Annotated in this window: 16 protein-coding genes; 9 read left to right on the top strand and 7 right to left on the bottom strand. The window is 70.4% G+C overall.

Translation table 11 applies throughout. The features are described from left to right. Positions 1-302: 302 nt before the first annotated feature. The 4 genes from K8V84_RS05745 to cofD all read right to left on the bottom strand — a co-directional run bounded on the left by K8V84_RS05745 (position 303) and on the right by cofD (position 5,508). Positions 303-1,316 (bottom strand): chitinase, encoded by a 1,014-nt coding sequence (locus tag K8V84_RS05745; protein ID WP_304071385.1) that lies wholly within the window; start codon positions 1,314-1,316, stop codon positions 303-305. Between the two features lie 149 nt (positions 1,317-1,465). After that, a complete protein-coding gene (locus tag K8V84_RS05740; RefSeq protein WP_304071382.1) occupies positions 1,466-3,046 on the bottom strand; it encodes a Na+/H+ antiporter in 1,581 nt (526 codons plus the stop codon). A gap of 186 nt (positions 3,047-3,232) precedes the next feature. Further along, on the bottom strand, positions 3,233-4,528 hold the full coding sequence (locus tag K8V84_RS05735) for a coenzyme F420-0:L-glutamate ligase (RefSeq protein ID WP_304071379.1): 1,296 nt from the start codon (positions 4,526-4,528) through the stop codon (positions 3,233-3,235). Next, a complete protein-coding gene (cofD, locus tag K8V84_RS05730) occupies positions 4,525-5,508 on the bottom strand; it encodes a 2-phospho-L-lactate transferase (RefSeq protein WP_304071377.1) in 984 nt (327 codons plus the stop codon). Before cofD ends, K8V84_RS05735 begins: the two co-directional genes overlap by 4 nt. 248 nt (positions 5,509-5,756) lie before the next feature. Between cofD and K8V84_RS05725 the strand changes: the two genes are divergently transcribed. The 4 genes from K8V84_RS05725 (at position 5,757) to K8V84_RS05710 (ending at position 13,034) form a co-directional block, all read left to right on the top strand. Then, on the top strand, positions 5,757-7,175 hold the full coding sequence (locus K8V84_RS05725) for a hypothetical protein (RefSeq protein WP_304071374.1): 1,419 nt from the start codon (positions 5,757-5,759) through the stop codon (positions 7,173-7,175). 239 nt (positions 7,176-7,414) lie between these two features. Then, a complete protein-coding gene (locus K8V84_RS05720) occupies positions 7,415-7,702 on the top strand; it encodes a WhiB family transcriptional regulator (RefSeq protein ID WP_014908913.1) in 288 nt (95 codons plus the stop codon). A 298-nt stretch (positions 7,703-8,000) separates the two neighbouring features. After that, positions 8,001-11,420 (top strand): glycosyltransferase, encoded by a 3,420-nt coding sequence (locus tag K8V84_RS05715; protein WP_369696606.1) that lies wholly within the window; start codon positions 8,001-8,003, stop codon positions 11,418-11,420. Beyond that, positions 11,421-13,034 carry a DUF5719 family protein gene (locus K8V84_RS05710; protein ID WP_304071359.1) on the top strand — a complete coding sequence of 538 codons (1,614 nt, stop codon included), beginning with the start codon at positions 11,421-11,423 and terminating at the stop codon, positions 13,032-13,034. 82 nt (positions 13,035-13,116) lie between these two features. On the opposite strand, the gene K8V84_RS05705 is transcribed toward K8V84_RS05710, so the two are convergent. Further along, on the bottom strand, positions 13,117-13,467 hold the full coding sequence (locus K8V84_RS05705; RefSeq protein ID WP_304071357.1) for a metallopeptidase family protein: 351 nt from the start codon (positions 13,465-13,467) through the stop codon (positions 13,117-13,119). Between the two features lie 264 nt (positions 13,468-13,731). On the opposite strand from K8V84_RS05705, the gene K8V84_RS05700 reads away from it, so the two are divergent. From K8V84_RS05700 to K8V84_RS05685, 4 genes are all read left to right on the top strand, one after another. Further along, positions 13,732-14,133: a DUF3499 domain-containing protein gene (locus K8V84_RS05700; protein ID WP_067607308.1), complete on the top strand. Its 402-nt coding sequence runs from the start codon at positions 13,732-13,734 to the stop codon at positions 14,131-14,133. Positions 14,134-14,254: 121 nt separating this feature from the next. Continuing rightward, positions 14,255-15,619 carry a phosphomannomutase/phosphoglucomutase gene (locus tag K8V84_RS05695; protein WP_304071353.1) on the top strand — a complete coding sequence of 455 codons (1,365 nt, stop codon included), beginning with the start codon at positions 14,255-14,257 and terminating at the stop codon, positions 15,617-15,619. A 40-nt stretch (positions 15,620-15,659) separates the two neighbouring features. Then, positions 15,660-15,842 carry a Trm112 family protein gene (locus K8V84_RS05690; protein ID WP_304071350.1) on the top strand — a complete coding sequence of 61 codons (183 nt, stop codon included), beginning with the start codon at positions 15,660-15,662 and terminating at the stop codon, positions 15,840-15,842. 329 nt (positions 15,843-16,171) lie between these two features. Continuing rightward, positions 16,172-17,443, top strand: a complete 1,272-nt coding sequence (locus K8V84_RS05685; protein WP_304071347.1) for a protein kinase — start codon at positions 16,172-16,174, stop codon at positions 17,441-17,443. Between the two features lie 20 nt (positions 17,444-17,463). On the opposite strand, the gene K8V84_RS05680 is transcribed toward K8V84_RS05685, so the two are convergent. Next, positions 17,464-18,606 carry a hypothetical protein gene (locus tag K8V84_RS05680; protein WP_304071343.1) on the bottom strand — a complete coding sequence of 381 codons (1,143 nt, stop codon included), beginning with the start codon at positions 18,604-18,606 and terminating at the stop codon, positions 17,464-17,466. Positions 18,607-18,841: 235 nt separating this feature from the next. After that, a complete protein-coding gene (locus K8V84_RS05675; RefSeq protein ID WP_304071340.1) occupies positions 18,842-19,252 on the bottom strand; it encodes a MerR family transcriptional regulator in 411 nt (136 codons plus the stop codon). 130 nt (positions 19,253-19,382) lie between these two features. Here K8V84_RS05675 and K8V84_RS05670 point away from each other — a divergent pair. Then, a partial coding sequence (locus tag K8V84_RS05670; protein WP_304071387.1) for an adenosylhomocysteinase occupies positions 19,383-19,556 on the top strand: 174 nt, incomplete at its 3' end.

Genomic DNA, 19,556 nt, shown 5'->3' with positions numbered 1-19,556 from the left:
CAGGGCTCGTACAAGACGATCAGCGACATCAAGGCCCTGGTGGGGCCGACGGGTCGTCCCGTTCGCCAGCGCACCACCACCTACGGTCCGGTCCCGGAGGAACGCCGGAGGGTGGCCGAGGCCAGCGATGGCGTCGCCCCGAGCATCCTGCGCCCGAACCTGCCCGTGGTCTGAAGGGCCCCGAACCCGAAGGGGCGGGACGCCGGTGATGGCGTCCCGCCCCTCGTGCGGTGCGGCCCGGCGAGGGGAGGTGCGGGCCGCGCCAGGCCGCGGGTGGGAGTGCTCCCGCGGATGGTTCCCTTCTACACCAGGGCCGCGGACACGGTCTGGGCGAAGTCGTAGCCGTTCACGGAGTCCCAGTTGACGGACCAGGTCATCACTCCGCCGATCTGGCCGTAGGGGCTCTCCGGGGAGAAGGCGCCGCAGCTTCCGCCGGTCTGCAGGCAGTCCAGGGCGGCGACCACGTCGCTCGGCGGCATGTACCCGCCGCCGGCGGCGTCGGAGGTGGCGGGCAGGCCCAGGCCGACCTGGTCGGCGCTCAGCCCCATCTCCAGCTGGATGCAGGCCAGGGCCGCGACGAAGTCGCTGGTGCCCTGTTCGTAGACGTTGCCGTCACACCCCAGCATCGAGCCGGAGTTGTAGTACTGCATGTTCACGATGGTGAGGATGTCGGAGATGTTCTCCGCCAGCTGGTAGTACCCGGCGTCCGGGCTCTGGAAGTCGATGGTCTGCGGGGCCATCGTGATGATCAGGTCGGAGCCGACCCGGCCACTGAGGTCGTGCAGGGCGTCGCTCATGTGCTGGGCGTCGATGCCGTGCTCCAGGTCGATGTCGACGCCGTCGAACCCGTAGTCCTGCATCAGCTCGTAGGTGGTGTCGGCGAAGTTCTGCGCCTGGGTGGGGTCGGTGACGTCGACGTGTCCGGTCTCGCCGCCCACGGAGATGATCACCTTGCGGCCCTCGGCCTGCAGGGTGGTGATGTCCTCGCGGAACTGCTCGTCGGTGTACCCGCCCAGTTCGTCACTGGCGAGGTCGAACGTGATGCCGCCGTCGAGTTCGGGGTGGTTGTCGGCGAAGGCCACCGGCACCAGGTTGTACTCGGAGGGGACGTCCGCGAGCGGCATCACGACGGAACCGTTGTCGAAGTTGTGCCAGTAGCCGGTCAGCCACTGGTCGGTCTGTTGGACCTCGACGGATTCGGCGTTGGCGACGGTCTCGGCCGGCTCGGCGGTCGCGCCACAGGAGGAGACGAGCGCGGTGGTGGCCGCGGCGAGGCCGCCGATGAGGGCGAGCCGGGCCTTTCGGGTGATGAGCATGAGGGGGTTGTTCCTTTCGTCGAGCAGGGAGACGAAGGTGCTCTGTGATCCGGTAATTGTTAGGAGACCTTAGAGTTACCGTGGGTGCCCGTCAACGGAAATGGTTAAGAAAGTTTGTAGTTTTCTTGGGTACCCGGTACCGACCGTTATCAGGGGCCGATCCCGCCGCCCTTGTCACGCAGGTCCAACTCCTTGCCGATCCCGGTGAACACGTCGTGGTCGATCTCCCCCGAGCGGTACAGCGACATCAACGCGTCCCGCCGCGCCTGGTCGATCTGTCCGAACACCGCGCCCCGGTCCCGTCGTATCCGGTCCAGGTCGCCCTCCTCGGTGTCGAGCAGCTTCTTCAGTCGTCCGATCCGCCGTGAGTACCTCTCTCGAACCACATTCGCCACCTCGTCCTCGATCTCGCCCGAGGTGAGCAGTTCGTCGACCTTGCGCACGGCCGCGCAGTCCATCTCGTATTCGGCCCGCAGGTACTCCTTGCGCCGGGTGCCCTCGTCGGTCAGCCCCAGACGGCGCAGCAGCCACGGCAGCGTCGCCCCCTGCCCGACCAGGGTTCCCATCACCACCACGCCGGCGACGAAGATGAGCCCGCCCCGGTCCGTGAACGGGTCCCCGTCCAGCGTCGCGGGCAACGAGAGCGCGATCGCCAGGGACACCGCCCCGCGCATACCGCTCCATCCGATCGCGACGCGCTCACGGAAGGACGGGAGGTCCGATCTCAGCCGCGGTACGAGACGTCGTGGGGGGACGAACAACAGCATCAGCAGCGCGCGCAGTACGATCGCCGTCGCGGTCACGGCCAAGGCCACCGACACCAGGTACAGGAAGTCGAAGCTCTCCCGCACGGTGGTGACCACCGCGTCCAACTGCAATCCCAAAAGGACGAACAGCATCGCCTCCAACAGGGTCACCAGCGTGCCCCAGATGGTCTGGCCGCTCACCCGTACCCGGGGCGGCAACAGACCCTCCCCGTGCGTGCCCAGGTAGAACCCGGCCACCACCGCCGCCAGCACCCCGGAGAACCCCGCCATCTCCGCGGGGATGTAGGCCACGAACGGGATGACCAACGACACCATCAGCTGCAACGAGGCGTCCCGGATCCGGCCGCGCGCCCAGGCGACGACCACGGCCACCAACGCCCCGTAGGTCACCCCTCCCACCACGACCTTGCCCAGCTCCAGGGCGGCGTCCCCAGGGGTGAGGGGGTGCACCATCGCGGTGACCGCCAGACCGAACAGGGTGAGCGCCACCCCGTCGTTGATCAGGGACTCGCCCTCCAGGATCGTCAGCACCCGGCGCGGTGTTCCCGCGCGCTTGAGGATCGCCGAGGCGGCCACGGCGTCGGTCGGCGCGATCGCCGCCCCCAAGGCGATCGCGGCGGGCCACCCGGTGCCCGGCAACAACAGGTGGACGACCGCGGCCAACCCGAACGCCGTCGCCAGGGTCATCCCCACCGACATCACGATGATGGGTCGCATCAGGTCGCGCATGTCCTTGGGCGAGGAGAAGAACGCCGCGTTGTAGATCAGCGGCGGCAGGAAGACCAGGAGGATGACCTCGGGGGTGATCGACAGCGAGTGCATCCACGGGACCACGCCCAGGAGCATCCCCAGCATCACCAGCACCACGGCGCCGGGCACCCGGATCCGCCCGGAGACGAGCTGCCCCACGATGACCGCCACCACCACGATCAACGTGGCGATCACGTACTCTTCCACGCGCACCCGGGCCCCCTAGGGTGTGTTCCGCGAATACTTGCCCTGCTGCGCGGCGCATCCATGGAACACGCCCTATCGTCGGTCGCGCACAGGACCAGCATGCAGCGGTCGGGCGGCCACGACACGAGGACGCGCCGCCCGTGTGGCGGGCGGCGCGTCCTGACGTGGAACCGAGGAGTCGGGGAGCGGGGCTCAGCGCACCACGACGAAGTCGTCGGGATCCCGGGGCGGGCGGTCCTTGGGAGGTTCGGCCGCGTACCCCACGGCCACCGAACCCATCGGACGCCAGTCGTCGGGGACCTCCAGCACCTCTCGGACCACGTCCGCGCAGAACATGGTGGAGGAGATCCAGGCCGAACCCAGCCCCTCCATGGCCAACCCCACCAGCAGGTTCTGCACCCCGGCGCCCATCGCCACCTGGAACATCGACCGCTCGGCGTCGGCCCGGCGCTCGTCCGGGTACGGATGCGCCCCGTCCGCCACCAGGAACGGCACCACCAGGTAAGGGGCCTGGCGCAGCACGTCACCGCGCCGGGTCCGCCGGGCGATCTGCTCCTCGGTGAATCCGTCCCCGCGAAGGTCGGTCACCCACGCCCGCAACATCTCGTCCAGCAGACGCTTGCGGGTGTGGGACGACTCCACCATGACGAACCGCCATGGCGTGGTGTGGTGCGGAGCCGGGGCGGTCACCGCGGTGGCCACGGCGCGGCGCACCAACGCCGGGTCGACCGGCCGGTCGGAGAAGGAGCGCACCGTCCGTCGGGCCGGGACCACCTCACGCGAGCCATAGCGGAACAGGTCGGCGTCGGCCGGACGGATCAGTTCGGCGGCGCCGGGACCGTCCTCCTCGGTGACCAGGCCGCCCAGGCCCGACACGACCGCCACCGGAACCGCGCTGGTCTTGCCCTTGACCAGTTCACCGGCGCCGGCGATCTCGTCGGCGACCGCGTTGACCGTGGCCTCCATGAGGTTGCCGTGGGTGTCGACCGTGCCGCGCAGATCCTGCACCGCGCGCAGCCCCGCCACCCCGATCGCCACGTCGGTCTGGCCCACCCGCCAGGGGCGACCGAAGGTGTCGGAGACCACCACGGCCACACGCACGCCCAGACGTCGGGTGATCCCGGCGCGCAGGGCGCGGGCGGAGGCGTCGGAGTCCTCGGGCAGCAACAACACCGTCCCGGGCTCGACGTTGGAGGCGTCCACCCCGGCGGCGGCCATCACCAGCCCCTGCCGGGTCTGCACGATCCGGGTCCGGCCCATGCGGGCCACCACCCGTTCGGTCTCGGCGTCGATGGCCTCTTCACGGTCCATCCGCACCGCGCGCCCTTCGGCCTTGCTGACGATCTTGGAGGTGACGACCAACACGTCGCCGTCGACCAGGGGCTCGCCCGAGGCCGCCACCGCGTCGACGACGAGCGCGGCCAGGTCGTCGCCCTCGCGCACCTCCGGCATCCCGGCGACCCCGCGCACCCGGAACCCGGCGTTCACCGGGCCTCGTCCCCGCGCAGCTCCAGGGCCAGGTCCAGTGCGGCCCGGGCCAGCGCCTCGGTGGTCTCCGGATCGCTCATGTAGAGCGGGCGGGACCGGACCTCGATCCCGTCGACCTTGGTGTCGGAGTCGGCCTCGTCGACCAGCCATCCGTCCAGCAGGTCCGAGCCCAGGTGCTCGGCGACCGCCCCCGCGCTGGTCTGGACCCCGATCGCGGTCAGGCAGGCGTCGGCCATCCCGCGGACGGGCGCGCCGCCGATGATGGGGGAGACGCCCACCACGGTCTTGTCGACGAGGGCCTCGCGGATCCCCGGGACACCGAGGACGGAGCCCACGCTGACCACCGGGTTGGACGGTGGCAGCAGGACCACGTCCGCGTCACGGATGGCGCGCAGCACGCCGGGGGCGGGCTTGGCGGTGTCCGCTCCCACGGAGATGATCTCCGAGGCCGGCAGCGCGGCACGGTGTTTGATCCACCACTCCTGGAAGTGGATGGCCCGGCGCCCCTGCTCGTCCTCGACGACGACGTGCGTCTCGACCTGGTCGTCGCTCATCGGGAGCAGCCGCACCCCCGGCTTCCAACGGTCGCACAGCGCCTCGGTGATCGCGGAGAGGGGGAAACCCGCGGCGATCATCTGCGCCCGTACGATATGCGTGGCGGTGTCCCGATCGCCGAGCCCGAACCAGGTGGGTTTCATCCCGTAGGCGGCGAGTTCCTCCTTGACCGTGAAGGTCTCGTCGGTCCTGCCCCAGCCTTGTTCCTCGTTGATCCCACCGCCCAGGGTGTACATCACGGTGTCCAGGTCCGGACAGATCCGGAGGCCGAAGAGGGTGATGTCGTCACCGGTGTTGCCGATGACGGTGATCTCGTGGTCTGTGGCCTGGTCCGGGCCGGTCGACGCGTCCGTTCCCAAGGCGGCCTTGAGGCCGCGGAGGAAACGTGCGCCGCCGATACCGCCGGCCGGTACGACTATCCGCATGCGCCCAAGTCTGGCAGGCTGGGGAGGCGTATGGGTCGTCTGCCCCACGGTGGGCGCGATCCATCGTGACCGATCCGGTGCAAGCGGTTTGCGAACCTTCTGGTGGCGGTCACCATCCCACCCCATCGGCTCCGCGTTCGGTGTCCCTTAAGTCCCGCCCACGCACGGTCGAGCCGATTCACCCGACAGTCCGACGATATGCCAAGCTTCCTCCGACGCGATGGCGAAGCAGCAGAGGGGAACCTCTCTTGAACAACGAAACACTAGAACGCCTGCGCCTGCCCGGGGCCTGGGTCCTGTTGGGGGCCGTGGGTGTCACGATGCTCTCGGGTCTCATCGATCTGATCATCGTTTCGAGCGAGATCGGCGGGAGCTTCGCCGGGGCCATGGGAGGGGCCGGTTCGTCCTTCTACGGCTTCAACGTCACCCTGCTGCTGGTCGCGGCGGTGGCCCTGGTGCTGACCGGTGAGCGCACCCGCCCGAACTCCTTCCCGGTGGTCCTCACCGCGATGATCATGGTCGGGGTCGGGCTGCTCTTCTGCCTGATCGGTCTGATCAGCGGGTTCATCGACATCAACAACGGTGGTCTGGCGTTCTCCGGCTTCCTGTCCCGGGCCGCCCTCGGCGCGGTGCTCGGTTTCTTCGGGTTCGCCCTGTTGAAGGCGTTCAACGACCCGAACCTGGTTCCGCGCGCGCAGCCGCAGCAGCAGGTCCAGTACCCGCAGCAGTTCCCCCCGGTCACCGGTGCGCAGCAGGGCTTCGCCCAGCAGGGCTACCCGTCGGCCGACCCGGCCCAGGCCTACGGTCAGGACCCGGCGGCGCAGCAGGCGGCCTACGCCCAGCAGTACGGCCAGGAGGCCGCGCAGCAGCAGGCGGCCTACGGCCAGGACCCCTACGGTCAGCAGCAGGACGCCGCCCAGCAGTACGGCACCGGCGCCCAGCAGGGCTATGGCCAGGACCCCTACGGTCAGCAGCAGGACGCCGCCCAGCAGCAGGTCGCCTACGGCCAGGATTCGGCGGCCCAGCAGTACGGGACCGGCGCTCAGCAGGGCTATGGCCAGGACGCCTACGCCCAGCAGTACGGCACCGGCGCTCAGCAGGCCGCCTATGGTCAGGACGCCTACGGCCGGCAGTACGGCACGGGCGACCAGCAGGCGTACGGGACCGGTGCCCAGCAGGCCTACGGTCAGGACCCCTACGGTCAGCAGCCGGACGCGGCCGCCCAGCAGCAGGCCGCCTACGGACAGCAGTACGGGGCCGACTCCTACGGTCAGCAGTACAACGCCGACGCCTACGCCCAGCAGTACGGCACGGGCGCTCAGCAGGCCGCGCAGCCGGCCGAGTACGGGCAGGGCTACGACCCCTCCCAGTACGCCCCGCAGCCCTACGAGGGTCAGCCGGCCGCCGACCAGCAGGCCCAGGACGCCATCCAGAACGGTTGGTACCAGAACCAGGCCCAGGCCCAGCCGGGCCAGGAGACGCCTTCCGAAGGCGGAGTTGAAGGATTCTTTAACTCCGGTGAGAACACTGGTGGCGAGACGTCGGATCCGAACGCCGGTACCTACGGGAACCAGTACGGATCCGGTGCCGGTTACGGCTCTGACCAGCAAGGACAGGGCGGGACCGATGGCCAACAGAACTGGTACGGCAACGACGGCCAGCGCTGATCCATCCTGGTAGGCCTCCCAGGAGCGCACCTTGGAAGGTACGTGAATGGCGTGGTAATCCACAGAACGGACATCGCGGGCCTGCCGTTGGAGGCTCGTTGCATGATATTCAGTGGATTACCACGCAGGGCGCTTGACCGTAGGTCGAGCATCCACGTGTAATTCCAATGTGGGATTTCCGCCCGACCCGGGGGATGAAAAGGGTCGGGACATCTATTGGGGGGCTACAGGAGGTGCGCATGAGCGAGGTCATCCCGCTGGCGCACGGCTCGGATGAAGATCTGGGCTGGCAGGAACGTGCCTTGTGCGCGCAGACCGACCCGGAGGCGTTCTTCCCCGAGAAGGGCGGCTCCACCAGGGAAGCCAAGAAGGTCTGTCAGTCGTGCGAGGTGCGTGCGGAGTGCCTGGAATACGCGCTGGAGCACGATGAACGCTTCGGCATCTGGGGGGGACTCTCCGAGCGCGAGCGCCGAAGGCTGAAGAAAGCCGCCGGGGGAGATTTCGATTTCCTGGCGGACATGCTCTGAGGAGCCGGCGCCATAGCGCGTCCGGGCACGAGCCCGGGCGCGCTTTTCTCATGTGGGGGGCGGCCCAGGGCCATGCCCTCCCCCCACAGATGGTGCGAATGCTCCGATATGGTCGCACCGTCCCCCCGGCCCGAATAGACCCGTAATGGTGCGGGGTGGCGTATCGTGATGTCCCGCCTTCGCGCCCGCGATCCGCCCGGCGCACTCAAGGCGCCGACCGGCCGGATCGGCCGGAGCACACCCCCGGCCCGTGCAGCACGGGTGCCACCCCATCTCCCGGAGAGAACCCACCACAGCCGTGCATGACCTGGATTCCGCCCGTCACGTCGTCACCGCTGTCATCGTGTCCCACGACGGAGCACGCTGGTTGCCGGAGACCCTGTCCGCGCTGCGTGCGCAGACCCGGCCGGTCCAGCGTGTGGTGGCGGCCGACACCGGCAGCTCCGACGGAAGTACCGACATCCTCGCGGATCACCTGCCCGACGACGCGATGATCGACCTGCCCGACGACACCGGGTACGGCGACGCGATCCGGGCCGCCCTGGACCTGCCGCGTTCCACCACCGAGGTGCGGGGTTTCGACGAGGACGCCACCGAGTGGCTGTGGCTGATCCACGACGACCTCACCCCGGAGAAGGACACCCTCGAACAGCTGCTGACCGCGGCGGACAACGACCCCCGCACCGCTGTCCTGGGCCCCAAGCTCCGTGACTGGTTCGACCGCAGGCTCCTGGTCGAGATCGGTGTCACCATCGACGGGGCCGGCCGCCGCGAGACCGGTCTGGAACAGCGTGAGTTCGACCACGGTCAGCACGACGGCACCCGCCAGGTCCTGGCCGTCTCCAGCGCGGGCATGCTGGTCCGCCGCGACGTGTGGGAACGGCTGGGCGGGTTCGACCCGGCGCTGCCCCTGTTCCGCGACGACATCGACTTCTGCTGGCGTGTGGGCGGCGCCGGCCTGAGGGTGCGCCTGGTCACGGAGGCCGTCGCCTACCACGCCGAGGCCTCGGCCCGCCGTCGTAGGCGCATCACGGCCACCCGCAACCACCCCCGCCGGATCGACCGCAGGCACGCGGTGTTCGTGCTGCTCGCCAACCTGCCCGCCGGCGGCATGGTGTTCGCCCTACTGCGCAACTCGGTCGCCTCACTGCTGCGGGTGATCCTGTACCTGTTCATCAAACAGCCGGCCAACGCGCTGGACGAGGCGGCCGCGATCACCATGGTCTACGGCAGGCCGTTCCGGTTGGCCAAGGCCCGGTTCCGCCGCCGACGCGACCGTCGCCGAACCTACAGCGCGATCCGTCCCTTCCTCGCCCACGGCGTGGCCGCCAGGCAGTTCGCCGACGCGGTCACCGGCCTCCTCACCGGCGAACCGGTCGGCGACACCGCGGGTCGGCACCAGGCCGTGACCGTCCCGCCCGGTGAGGAAGAGGACGGGGTGGCCGACGACTCCAACTCGTTCCTGCGCCGGGTGGTCCTGCAGCCCGGTCCGATGCTGGTCATCGGGCTGACCGTGATCACGATCGTCGCCGAACGCTCGCTCTTCTTCGGCGACCTGCTCGCCGGGGGCGCGCTGCCCGCGGTGGCGGGCAACGCCGCCGACCTGTGGAACCTGTACCTGTCCGCGCATCCCGACATCGGTGTGGGCACCGACGGCCCTGTCCCGCCCTACGTGGGTGTGCTGGCGCTGCTGTCGACCGTCACCCTGGGCCAACCCTGGGCCGCCGTCATGGTGATCCTGCTGGGTTGCGTCCCCCTGGCCGGGCTGACCGCCTACCTGCTCGCCAGGGAGGTGCTGGGCTACCGTCCGGCCCGTCTGTGGATGGCCGGCGCCTACGCGTTGATGCCGATGGCCACCGGTGCGGTCGCCCAGGGCCGCCTGGGGACGGCCCTGGTGCACGCACTCCTGCCGATCCTCGGACTGCTGCTGGTCCGGCTCGTGTCCATGCCGCCCAAGCCCTCCCGACGGGCCGCCTGGGGACTCGGACTGACCCTGACCGTGGCCACCGCCTTCGTCCCCCTCGTCTGGCTGCTGTGCCTGGTCACCGGGGTGCTCGTGGCGCTGGCCTTCGGTCACCTGGGCCGTCGCATCTACGTCAGCATCGGAATCGGCCTGGGCGTGCCGCTGGTGCTGCTCATGCCGTGGACCCTCGAACTCCTGCTGCACCCGAGCCTGTGGCTGTTGGAGGCGGGGCTGCACCGGCCCGAGCTGTCCGACCCCGGGGCCACCCCCGTCGAGCTGCTCATGCTGTCCCCCGGCGGTCCCGGCACCCCGCCGTACTGGGTCACCGCCGGGTTCATCGCGGCGGCGCTGTGCTCGCTGCTGCTGCTCCGCAACCGGATGATCGTGGCGGCGGGCTGGTCGCTCGCCCTGTTCGGTCTGCTCATCGCGATCCTCACCAGCAGGGTCGTGGTCGAGCCCTACTTCGGTGGGCCGCCCGCCCAGGTCTGGCCCGGGGTCGCGCTCGCCTTCGTCGCCACCGCCGTGCTGCTCACGGCGGCCACGGCGGCACGGGCGTTCGGCAACATGATCAGGGGAGGGGGCCTCAAGCGGTACTTCGCCCTGGGTGTGGCCACCCTCGCCCTGGCCACCCCGCTCACCGCGGCCGGTCTGTGGATGTGGGAGGGCGTCGACGGGCCCCTCACCGCGGACGCCACCCCGGCCGTTCCCGGCGCCCTGATCAGCGTCAGCGGCGACGGCACCCGACCCCGCACCCTCATCGTCACCCCCGCCGATGACGGCGGTTTCGACTACGTGGTGGCGCGAGGCCGCGAACCCCGTCTGGGTGAGGAACGGCTCGTGCCCGACCCCGAGACCCGCGCCGCCATGGACCGGGCGGTGGCCGAACTCGCCGCCGGTCAGGGCGACCAGTTGGTCACCCTGCTCGACCATGGCATCCAGTACGTGCTCTACCCCCGGCCCGAACTGAGCGGACCCGCGGACGCCACCATGGTCGACATCCTCGATGGCACCCCCGGCCTGGGCCGGCAGTCGCTCTCCCACCACTACGGGCTCTGGCGGATCGCCGAGCCCACCGGTGCGCTGCGCGTGATCGCCGAGGACGGTGTGACCGCCGAGACGCTCACCGTGGACGGTTCCGCCGACGAGCTCACCGCCCGGGTCGAGGAAGGCCACACCGGACGCCGCCTGGCCCTGGCCGAAACCGCCGATGACGACTGGGAGGCCAGTCTGGACGGTGTCGAGCTCACCCCTGTGGAGACCGAGAACGGCACCCAGGCCTGGACCCTGCCGGTGCACGGCGGCGAACTGCGGATCCGGCACACCGACCTGGTGCAACGGGCCTGGGTTCTCACCCAGGGCGTACTGCTGCTGATCGTGTCGGTGCTGGCCGCGCCCGGTGTGCGCACCGAGGAGGAACGGCGTCTCATCGAGTCCACCCCGATGCCGAGTCCGCGCCGTCCGCGCAAGGGCCCGTCGGCGACCGGCAGGGGCCGAGGAACCCGCAGGGGAGCCACCGTCGAGGCCGAGGCCCCGCCGGAGGACACGGCCGAGGAGAGCGTCTCCCCGAAGGACGTCGACGAGCCCGACGACGGGCCCACCACCACCGGGTCCATTCCTGTGGTCGGCGGCCGTCGCCGTGGCAGGCGCGGAACCAGGCGGGCCGGTACCCGCAGGGCTCCGAAGAAGCGCCGAGCGGACAGCAAGGGCGAATCCCGCGACGACGCGGAGAGCACCGACGATGAGAGGGAGGGTTAGATGCGCCTGATCGTGGAGAACAGGTTCGCCCTGTTCGGACTGGTCGCGCTGGCCCTGCTCGCCCTGTTCGGGGTCGCCTTCGTCATTCGGCCGGTCAACCCCGAACTCGGGGTGTCCCGGTCCGAGACCGTCCGTCCCGAACTGGCCGCACGCGTGTGCCCGGCGCCCCACGAGTCCGAGGACGACGGAGCGGAGAGCTCGATCGCGGCCTTCGCGCCCCGGGTGGGTCGCGACGACGAGGGGGCCCTGTGGGCGACCCCCGTCGAGGGGACCCCGCAGGAGGACGAGGACGCCGAGGAAGAGGACACCGACGCCGGGTCCCCGAGTCCCGGTGGCGCCGACGAACGCGGTGACCTGATCGGAGAGGAACTCACCGAACCCGGCCGGGTCTGGCGTACCGACACCGGCGACGTCTCCCTGCCCACCGCGCTGAACGCCGAGGGTTCCCTGGCCTCCGGCCTGGACGTCGCCCAGACCACGGTGTCCGACGACGCCGTCACCGAGGTCCGCTGCGGTGAACCCGGTATCGGTGCTTGGTTCGCCCTGCCCGGCGGTGGCGGCGCCGACGGGGTCGAACTGGAGACCCTCACCGTGCACCTGACCAACCCCGAGGACTTCCGGGCCACCACCAGCATCGACGTCTACACGGCCGAAGGTCCCTCCTACTCACCGGAGAGCCGGGGGATCGGTCTGGAACCGGGGGAGTCGACCACCATCGACGTCACCGAGCTCATCCAGAACACCGGCTCCATCGGCGTGCACGTGCGCACCAGCACGGGTCGCGTCGCCGCCTCCCTGCTCGCCGAGCACGCCGAGGGACACACCGACTGGGTCAACCCCACCCGGGCCCCCGACGTCGAACAGGTCATCCCCGGCCTGCCCTCCGGCGAAGGTGTCCGGCGCCTGATCGTGGCCGCCCCCGGTGACGAACCCGTCGTGGCCCGCGCGTACGTGATCCCCGAGGGGGGTTCCGAGGAGGACGGTGACCAAGAGGCCGAGGACGACGGCAACGAAGGCAAGGGCACCGTGGACGATCCGATGATCCTCAACGTGCCACCCGCGGCCTCCGCCTGGATGACCATGGAGAGCGCCCTGGCCGGCCTCCCCGGCACGATCGTGGTCGAGTCCGACGCCCCGGTCGTGGCCGGAGTGATCGTCGAGGAGGTCGACCCCGACGACTCGGCCGTCGTGGAGACCGCCTACACGGCCTCCGTGGATCCGCTCATGGCCCCGTTGGACGACACCGCCGTCATCCCGGACGTACCCGAGGACGTCGACGTGGAACTCGTCCTGGGCGCCCCCGACAACGACGCCCGGGTCGTGGCCACCCCCATCTCCGCCGACGGCAGCATGGGCGACGCCGTGCGCGCCGACGTGGCGGCCGGCACCACGCACGTCTTCGGAACGGACACCGACGGTTGGGCCCCGCCCTCGGGATCCGACCCCGCGGACGGATACGCGGTGCGCCTGGAGCTGTTGGACGACTCCGGGCCGGTGTACGTGGCCCGGGTGCTGCGCTCGGGTTCGGGGATCAGCGTCCTGCCCGTGCGGCCCGCGCCCACCGAGGTCCGCCTGCCGGTCGTCCGGGACGGCATGACCGGGGTGGTCCCCTAGCAGGGGGTTCCGGACAGGGGTGGGATCCGGCTCGTGCGGGCTGGCACGGCCGGATCCGGGCTCGTGGGGGCGGGCCGGGTCGCTACCCCTCCGGGTCGACCGACTCCGGCTCCACCCCGAGCAGGTTGGCGACCTCCTCGACCACGGCCTCGTGGACCAGGAGGGCCATCTCGTCCGGATCCTTGGTCCGGATCTCGACGGGACGGCGGTAGACGACGATCCTGGCCCGACCCTCGGGGTCGGTCTCCAGGCGGGAGAAGGGGATCGTTTCGGACAGCTCGCCGCGGGGCGGGACCGGCGGAACGTCCTCCACTAGGAAGTCGACGTTCGCCAGCTCACGTGCCCACAACCGTTCGAGGCGTTCGACCGCGTCCAACACGAGGTCGTCGAAAGCCTGCGCTCGGCTGCGGTACACCGGAAGGTCGGAGGGCACGAGAGGACCGCGGATGCCTCGGCCGCGGCGGTCCCGGCGCCGGACTCGATCTGGTTGGCCACTGGAAAGGCGCACTCGTCGCACACTTCGAGCCTAAGCCATCCCGGGCCCTCGGCGTAGCCCCCATCCGATTCGGGACCGAAGACCAGGGTGGGGGCCGCCAAGCCCGCGAATACGCCCGGAGCCGGCGAGTGGGCCCGGAAAACGTACAGCTCATGACACGATGCTGGCGTGTCCCTCGGTAAAGGCATACAGTCGAACGCTGTGAGCCATGTTCGACGCTGTTCCCGCACCGCGTGCAGGCAGCCCGCCGTATTCACGCTCACGTACGTCTACGCCGACTCCACCGCCGTCCTCGGTCCGCTCGCCGCCTACGTGGAACCGCACTGCTACGACCTGTGCGCCATGCACGCCGAGCGCCTGACCGCACCGCGCGGATGGGAGGTGGTCCGGCTTCCGGTCGAGACGTCGGGCGGAGGTCCCGGCAGCGATGACCTGGAGGCGCTCGCGGACGCCGTACGTGAGGCGGCGCGGCCGCCCGCGCGTTCCGAGCCGTCCCCCGGAGAGCCCGTGGGCGAGGGCCAGGAGATCCTGCGCCGCGGCCATCTGCGCGTGGTCAAGTCCGATCGCTCCGAACAGCGCGACCCCCGCCGGCCGCACGGCTGAACGGGCGACCCCCGGGCGATGCCCGTGGGGCTCTCGGCCGGTACCTTGCTAGTTTTGTACAGCGTCCGGAATCCGGACGCTGGACCGAACTCGTGGCAGAACCGACCCGGCCGGAGCAGACGTGGTTGACCTCGGAAGCATCTTCAAGGCATACGACGTGCGGGGTGTGATTCCGGACACCTTCAACGCCGATATCGCCCGAGCGATCGGTGCGGCATTCGCCCGCGTGGTGGCCGCTTCCTCCGTCGTGGTCTCCCACGACATGCGCCCCTCCTCACCGGAACTCGCCCACGCCTTCGCCGACGGGGTCACCTCCCAGGGCGTGGACGTGGTGTTCGCCGGACTCGGCTCCACCGACCTGCTCTACTACGGGTCCGGTGCCCTGGACATGCCCGGTGCCATGTTCACCGCCAGCCACAACCCGGCGGAGTACAACGGCATCAAGATGTGCCGGGCCGGGGCCGCGCCGATCAGTGACGAGTCCGGCCTGGACGACATCCGTCGTCTGGCGGAGGAGAGCCTGAACGGGGCCGGGATCCCCGCCCACGACGGCCCGAAGGGCACGGTCAGTGAGAAGGACCTGCTCGCCGGCTACGCCGAATACCTGCGGGACCTGGTGGACCTTTCGGGATCTCGGCCGCTCAAGGCCGTGGTGGACGCCGGAAACGGCATGGGCGGCCACACCGTCCCCGCGGTGCTGAGCGACCTGCCGCTGGAGATCGTGCCCCTGTACTTCGAACTCGACGGCACCTTCCCCAACCACCCGGCCAACCCGCTGGACCCCGACAACCTGGTCGACCTCCAGGCCAAGGTGCGCGAGACCGGTGCCGACATCGGCCTGGCCTTCGACGGTGACGCCGACCGCTGCTTCGTCATCGACGAGCGGGGCGAGCCGGTCCCCCCGTCCGCGGTCACCGCTCTGGTCGCCGTCCAGGAACTGAAGCGCGAACCGGGCGCGACCATCATCCACAACCTCATCACCTCCGCGGCGGTCCCCGAGATCGTCACCGAACACGGCGGCGAACCCGTCCGCACCCGGGTCGGCCACTCCTTCATCAAGGCGACCATGGCCGAGAGCGGGGCCATCTTCGGTGGTGAGCACTCCGCCCACTACTACTTCCGGGACTTCTGGCGGGCGGACACGGGTATGCTCGCGGCGATGCACGTCCTCCGTGTCCTGGGGGCGGACCAACGGCCGCTCTCGCGGATCACGGAGGAGTACTCCCGCTACGCGGCCTCGGGTGAGATCAACTCGAAGGTCGACGACGCCCCCGGTCGCATGGCGGCGGTACGCGAGGCGTTCGTCGGGCGGGACGGAGTCACCGTCGACGAACTCGACGGCCTCAGCGTCACCCTGCCGGAAGGGGCCTGGTTCAACCTGCGTGCCTCCAACACCGAGCCGCTCCTGCGGCTCAACGTCGAGGCCGCCGACGACACAGAGGTCGCGCGCCTGCGCGACGAGGTCCTGGACATTGTCCGCGCCTGACCCGACCTCGCACGAGGCCGGCACACGAGGAACGAGAATCATGAGCACGAAGATCGACGGCTGGCTGCTGGAGATCCTGGCCTGCCCGCAGAGCCAGGCGCCGCTGCGCCACGACCCCGAGACCGACGAGCTGGTCTGCGACGAGAGCGGCCTGGCCTATCCAATCCGGGACGGCATCCCGGTCCTGCTCGTCGACGAGGCGCGCAAGATCTCCCAGTCCTAGGCGGTGTTCCTCGGCTTCGCCGCTTCGCCCTCCCACCCGTCGCCCGCCACCGCCCTCAACGGACGGCCCGGCGGTCGACGGTGACCCTCCGTGGTTCACGAGACGGCGCCCGGCCCCTCGCCCAGGGGCCTTTACGAGGTCCCCCCGGCAGGATCGAAAAAGGTGCGGGCCGAAACGGAACGTTCTACGCGTTCGGGCAGTCATAGGGGGTACGTCGGTCGGGCGGTGACCCACGGGGTCCCGTCTCTCCCAGCACGCCGAAGCGACGTACCCTACCCGTACCCTGGTCCTGCGCGCCCCGCACAAGACGACCTCCCTGGAGGACACCGATGCCCGGTCCCGAATCGCTACTGCCGAGCGACCCCTCATCGTTCGGTGACTACAGCGTGACCGGACGACTCGGAAAGGGCGGCCAGGGTGTCGTCTACCTCGCCGAGGCCCCCGACGGTGAGGAGTACGCGGTCAAGGTCCTCAACGACCAGTGGTCGCAGGACTCCGATCTGCGCAAGCGGTTCGAGAAGGAGGTGCGGGCCGCCCAGCGGGTCGCGTCCTTTTGCACCGCGGCGATCATCGACGCCCGACTCGATCACGATCCGCCGTACGTGGTGAGCGAGTTCGTGCCGGGCAAGGACCTCCAGGAGACCGTCGCCAAGGGGCGCGCGGTACGAGGGGCCGCGCTCCAGCGACTGGCGGTGTCCACGGCGACCGCGCTCGTGGCCATCCACAAGGCCGGTATCGTCCACCGCGACTTCAAGCCCGGCAACGTGCTGTTGGGCCCGGACGGGCCGCGGGTGATCGACTTCGGCATCGCCCGGGTCGACGACGGCACCGCCACCATGACCAACTCGATCGTCGGCACGCCCTCCTACATGGCGCCCGAACAGATCGAGGGGCGCGGGATCACCGACAAGTGCGACATCTTCGCGTGGGGATGCGTGATCGCGTTCTCCTCCACCGGACGGGCGCCCTTCGGTTCCGACACGGTGCCCGCCGTGGTGCACCGGGTGGTCAGCGCTCCACCGGACCTGGACGGCATCGACGACGCGCTGCGACCCATCGTCGAGTCGTGCCTGGACAAGAACCCGGACAACCGTCCCAACGCCCAGCAGCTCCTCATGCGGCTGCTCGGGCACGAGGCCGACGACACCGCCGACGCGTTCGAGCGGGGTGAGAAGGTGGCCCAGACCGGTCTGCTCAACGGGGCGCGGTTGCCGCCGGTCCAGCCACAGACGGGCCCCTACCCACAGACCGGACCACGACCCGGAATGGCCTACCCGCCGGGTGTCTCCGACCCGCGAACCGGCCAGAACCCGGGGTTCGCCAACCCCACCCCGGGCGTGGGCAACCCCGGTGTGTCCAACCCGCGGCCGGGGATGCCGGGGCACCCCATGAGCTCGGATCCCAGACACGGCGGATACGCCATGCAGCCCGGCGGGAACCCCATGATGACCGGCGGGCTGCACCCCAACCAGACCTACGGGGGCCGGTACCAGCAGCAACAGAAGGACTCGGTGCTGCAGCAGGGCTGGGTCATCCCGCTCGTGCTCATCACCATCGTCATCCTGCTCCTGCTCGTGCTCATCCTCGCGATCAGCGGCTGACCGACCCGGCCCGGGCGCCCTCAGGCCCGGGTGAGTGCGTTCATCGAACGCGAGACCGCCTCGTCCACCAGGTCGCGCACCTGGGGCCACCGGTCGTCGACGCAGTCGCTGGGCATCACCGTGACGCTGTCGCTGCCCGACATCTCCAGGACGTCCTGGACGCCCTCCGGTGTGGTCAGGCGCGCGTTCGCGGTCACCGCCAGCACGCCCGAGGGCGGCCTGCCCACGTCCTGCACCACCACGTACAGCGATAGGCGCACCTCACCGACCTCCAGCTCCAGGCGGGTCCACCAGTGCGTGGCTCCGGGGGTGAGCAGTGCTCGTGGAGCGACTCCGCATCCGGCCCCGGAAGTACCGTCGCCGGAGGTCACGGTGGCGCGGGCCTTCGGATCGAGCGCTCGCAGGATGAGCTCCACCGGGGCACCGCGGGAGCGCACGTAGTCCAGGACCCTCCTTCGGGTGACGGCGCTCAGCGGTGGCACGGGAGCGTCGATCACGGGATCCAACCTCGGGCCCCACCCGATCTCCGCGCGCAACGCCTCGGTGACCAGTCGGGCGAAGTGGGTGACCAGCTCGGCGAAGTGTCCGCCCTCTCCCGGTCCGACCCGGGCCGGGGGCGCGGGGGTGCGCGGATCCGGAAGCAACGGCGGGTGGTCGGCGCGCTGGAGCACCCGGGAGGCCAGCACCCACGGGAGGATTCGGGTGGGCGCGCCCTCGGGGGCGCCGGGGGGCGGCCCGTTCAGCTCGTTCAACCTTCGCGCGCACTCCGCGTAGACGTGGGCGGCGCGTACCACCGGGTGCGCGGGCACGATCGCGGCCTCGGCCAGGGCCCGGGTCTGTTCGGCGGACAGTGGGGACTCCGGCGTGCCCGAGGCGGCGGCCTGTTCGGCCACCCGACCGGCGAGACCGGCGATGTGGTCGGCGGTCATCGGTGGGTGGGGTTCGACCGGATCGACGAGCAGCAGGTCCGCGAGCGCAGGACCGCCGCCCCACCTTTGGACGCGGTCGTGGGTGAGGGAACGTCGGGCCGCGGCCCGGGCCTCCAAGGTCTGGCACTGGCGGTGCCGGGCCCAGATCGCCCGAAGGCGGTCGACGTCCGTGAGTTCTGTGCGCACGCGATCCGGAAGGGACTCCAGGATGGGGGCGCCGAGTTGGCTGTCCACGTGTGTTCACGTAGCCCGGGGACGGTTTGCCAAAACATGCCGAACGGTTGGTCCGGGTGTCCGGAGACGGCCGTGAACCCGGGACAACCGGAGAGTTCCAAGAGCGTCATGGGGCCGGGGGTGACCGGGTTCCGCCCGGTGACTCAGGGGTCACCGTTCGGGCGCCGTCGGAGGGAGTCCTTCGCGGACCTGTCCCTGACCCGGCGGGCGCCCGAACCCAGGGGGATCCTCGGTCTCAAACGGTGGGGCGGAGCAGGCGCATCGCCTTCTCCTTCTCGAAGTCCAGGGCCCGCGCGGGCGCCGGGGCCAGCCGGCCCAGACGTTCACCATGAGCGCGTACCCGGGCCAGGACCTCGGGTTCGGCCAGGACCCGCAGGGCGAAGGAGAGCGCGGCCGGAGGGATGTCGAACTCGCGCTCCAGCTCCAACCCACCGCGTATGGTCCGCAGGTCCTCCTCGGTGAACCGGCGGTGGCGGTGGCCGCGCCCGGTCGGCGGGTCCTGGGTGCGGGGGAGCAGCCCGAGCCCCTCGCGGTAGCGGAGCATACGGGCCGTGCTGCCGACGCGTTCGGCGGCCGCCGAGATCGGCACCGGGGCGGGGTCGGTGGAATCGTCGGGTTCGATGGAAGGAGTGTCGCGGGCGGCCATGCACGCGACTTTAACCCACCCCCACCTGTGCACGCGATGAATCTAACGTTCGGTCGTCAACTTTGTGACCCGGGTCGGGATGCGCCCCTAGAATCGAGGTCGCCACCACGACTTGACGAGTGAGGAACGCATGGCATTCGACTTCAAGGTCGCCGATCTTTCCCTGGCCGAATTCGGCCGCGACGAGATCCGCCTCGCCGAGCACGAGATGCCCGGCCTCATGGCCACCCGCGCCGAGTACGGGGACAGCAAGCCCCTCCGCGGCGCCCGCATCATGGGCTCCTTGCACATGACCGTGCAGACG

The sequence above is a fragment of the Nocardiopsis listeri genome (genome assembly GCF_020741345.1).
GTDB classification, from domain to species: Bacteria; Actinomycetota; Actinomycetes; order Streptosporangiales; family Streptosporangiaceae; genus Nocardiopsis; species Nocardiopsis listeri_A.
Note: the sequence above shows the minus strand (reverse complement) of the source record. Positions and strands in the feature narration are given on the sequence as shown.

Bases quoted from the DNA above. Each gene is read 5' to 3' on its own strand.
- K8V84_RS05710 (WP_304071359.1), top strand. From the start codon at position 11,421: ATGCGCCTGATCGTGGAGAACAGGTTCGCCCTGTTCGGACTGGTCGCG.
- K8V84_RS05675 (WP_304071340.1), bottom strand. From the start codon at position 19,252: ATGGCCGCCCGCGACACTCCTTCCATCGAACCCGACGATTCCACCGAC.
- K8V84_RS05720 (WP_014908913.1), top strand. From the start codon at position 7,415: ATGAGCGAGGTCATCCCGCTGGCGCACGGCTCGGATGAAGATCTGGGC.
- K8V84_RS05685 (WP_304071347.1), top strand. From the start codon at position 16,172: ATGCCCGGTCCCGAATCGCTACTGCCGAGCGACCCCTCATCGTTCGGT.
- K8V84_RS05690 (WP_304071350.1), top strand. From the start codon at position 15,660: ATGAGCACGAAGATCGACGGCTGGCTGCTGGAGATCCTGGCCTGCCCG.
- cofD (WP_304071377.1), bottom strand. From the start codon at position 5,508: ATGCGGATAGTCGTACCGGCCGGCGGTATCGGCGGCGCACGTTTCCTC.
- K8V84_RS05745 (WP_304071385.1), bottom strand. From the start codon at position 1,316: ATGCTCATCACCCGAAAGGCCCGGCTCGCCCTCATCGGCGGCCTCGCC.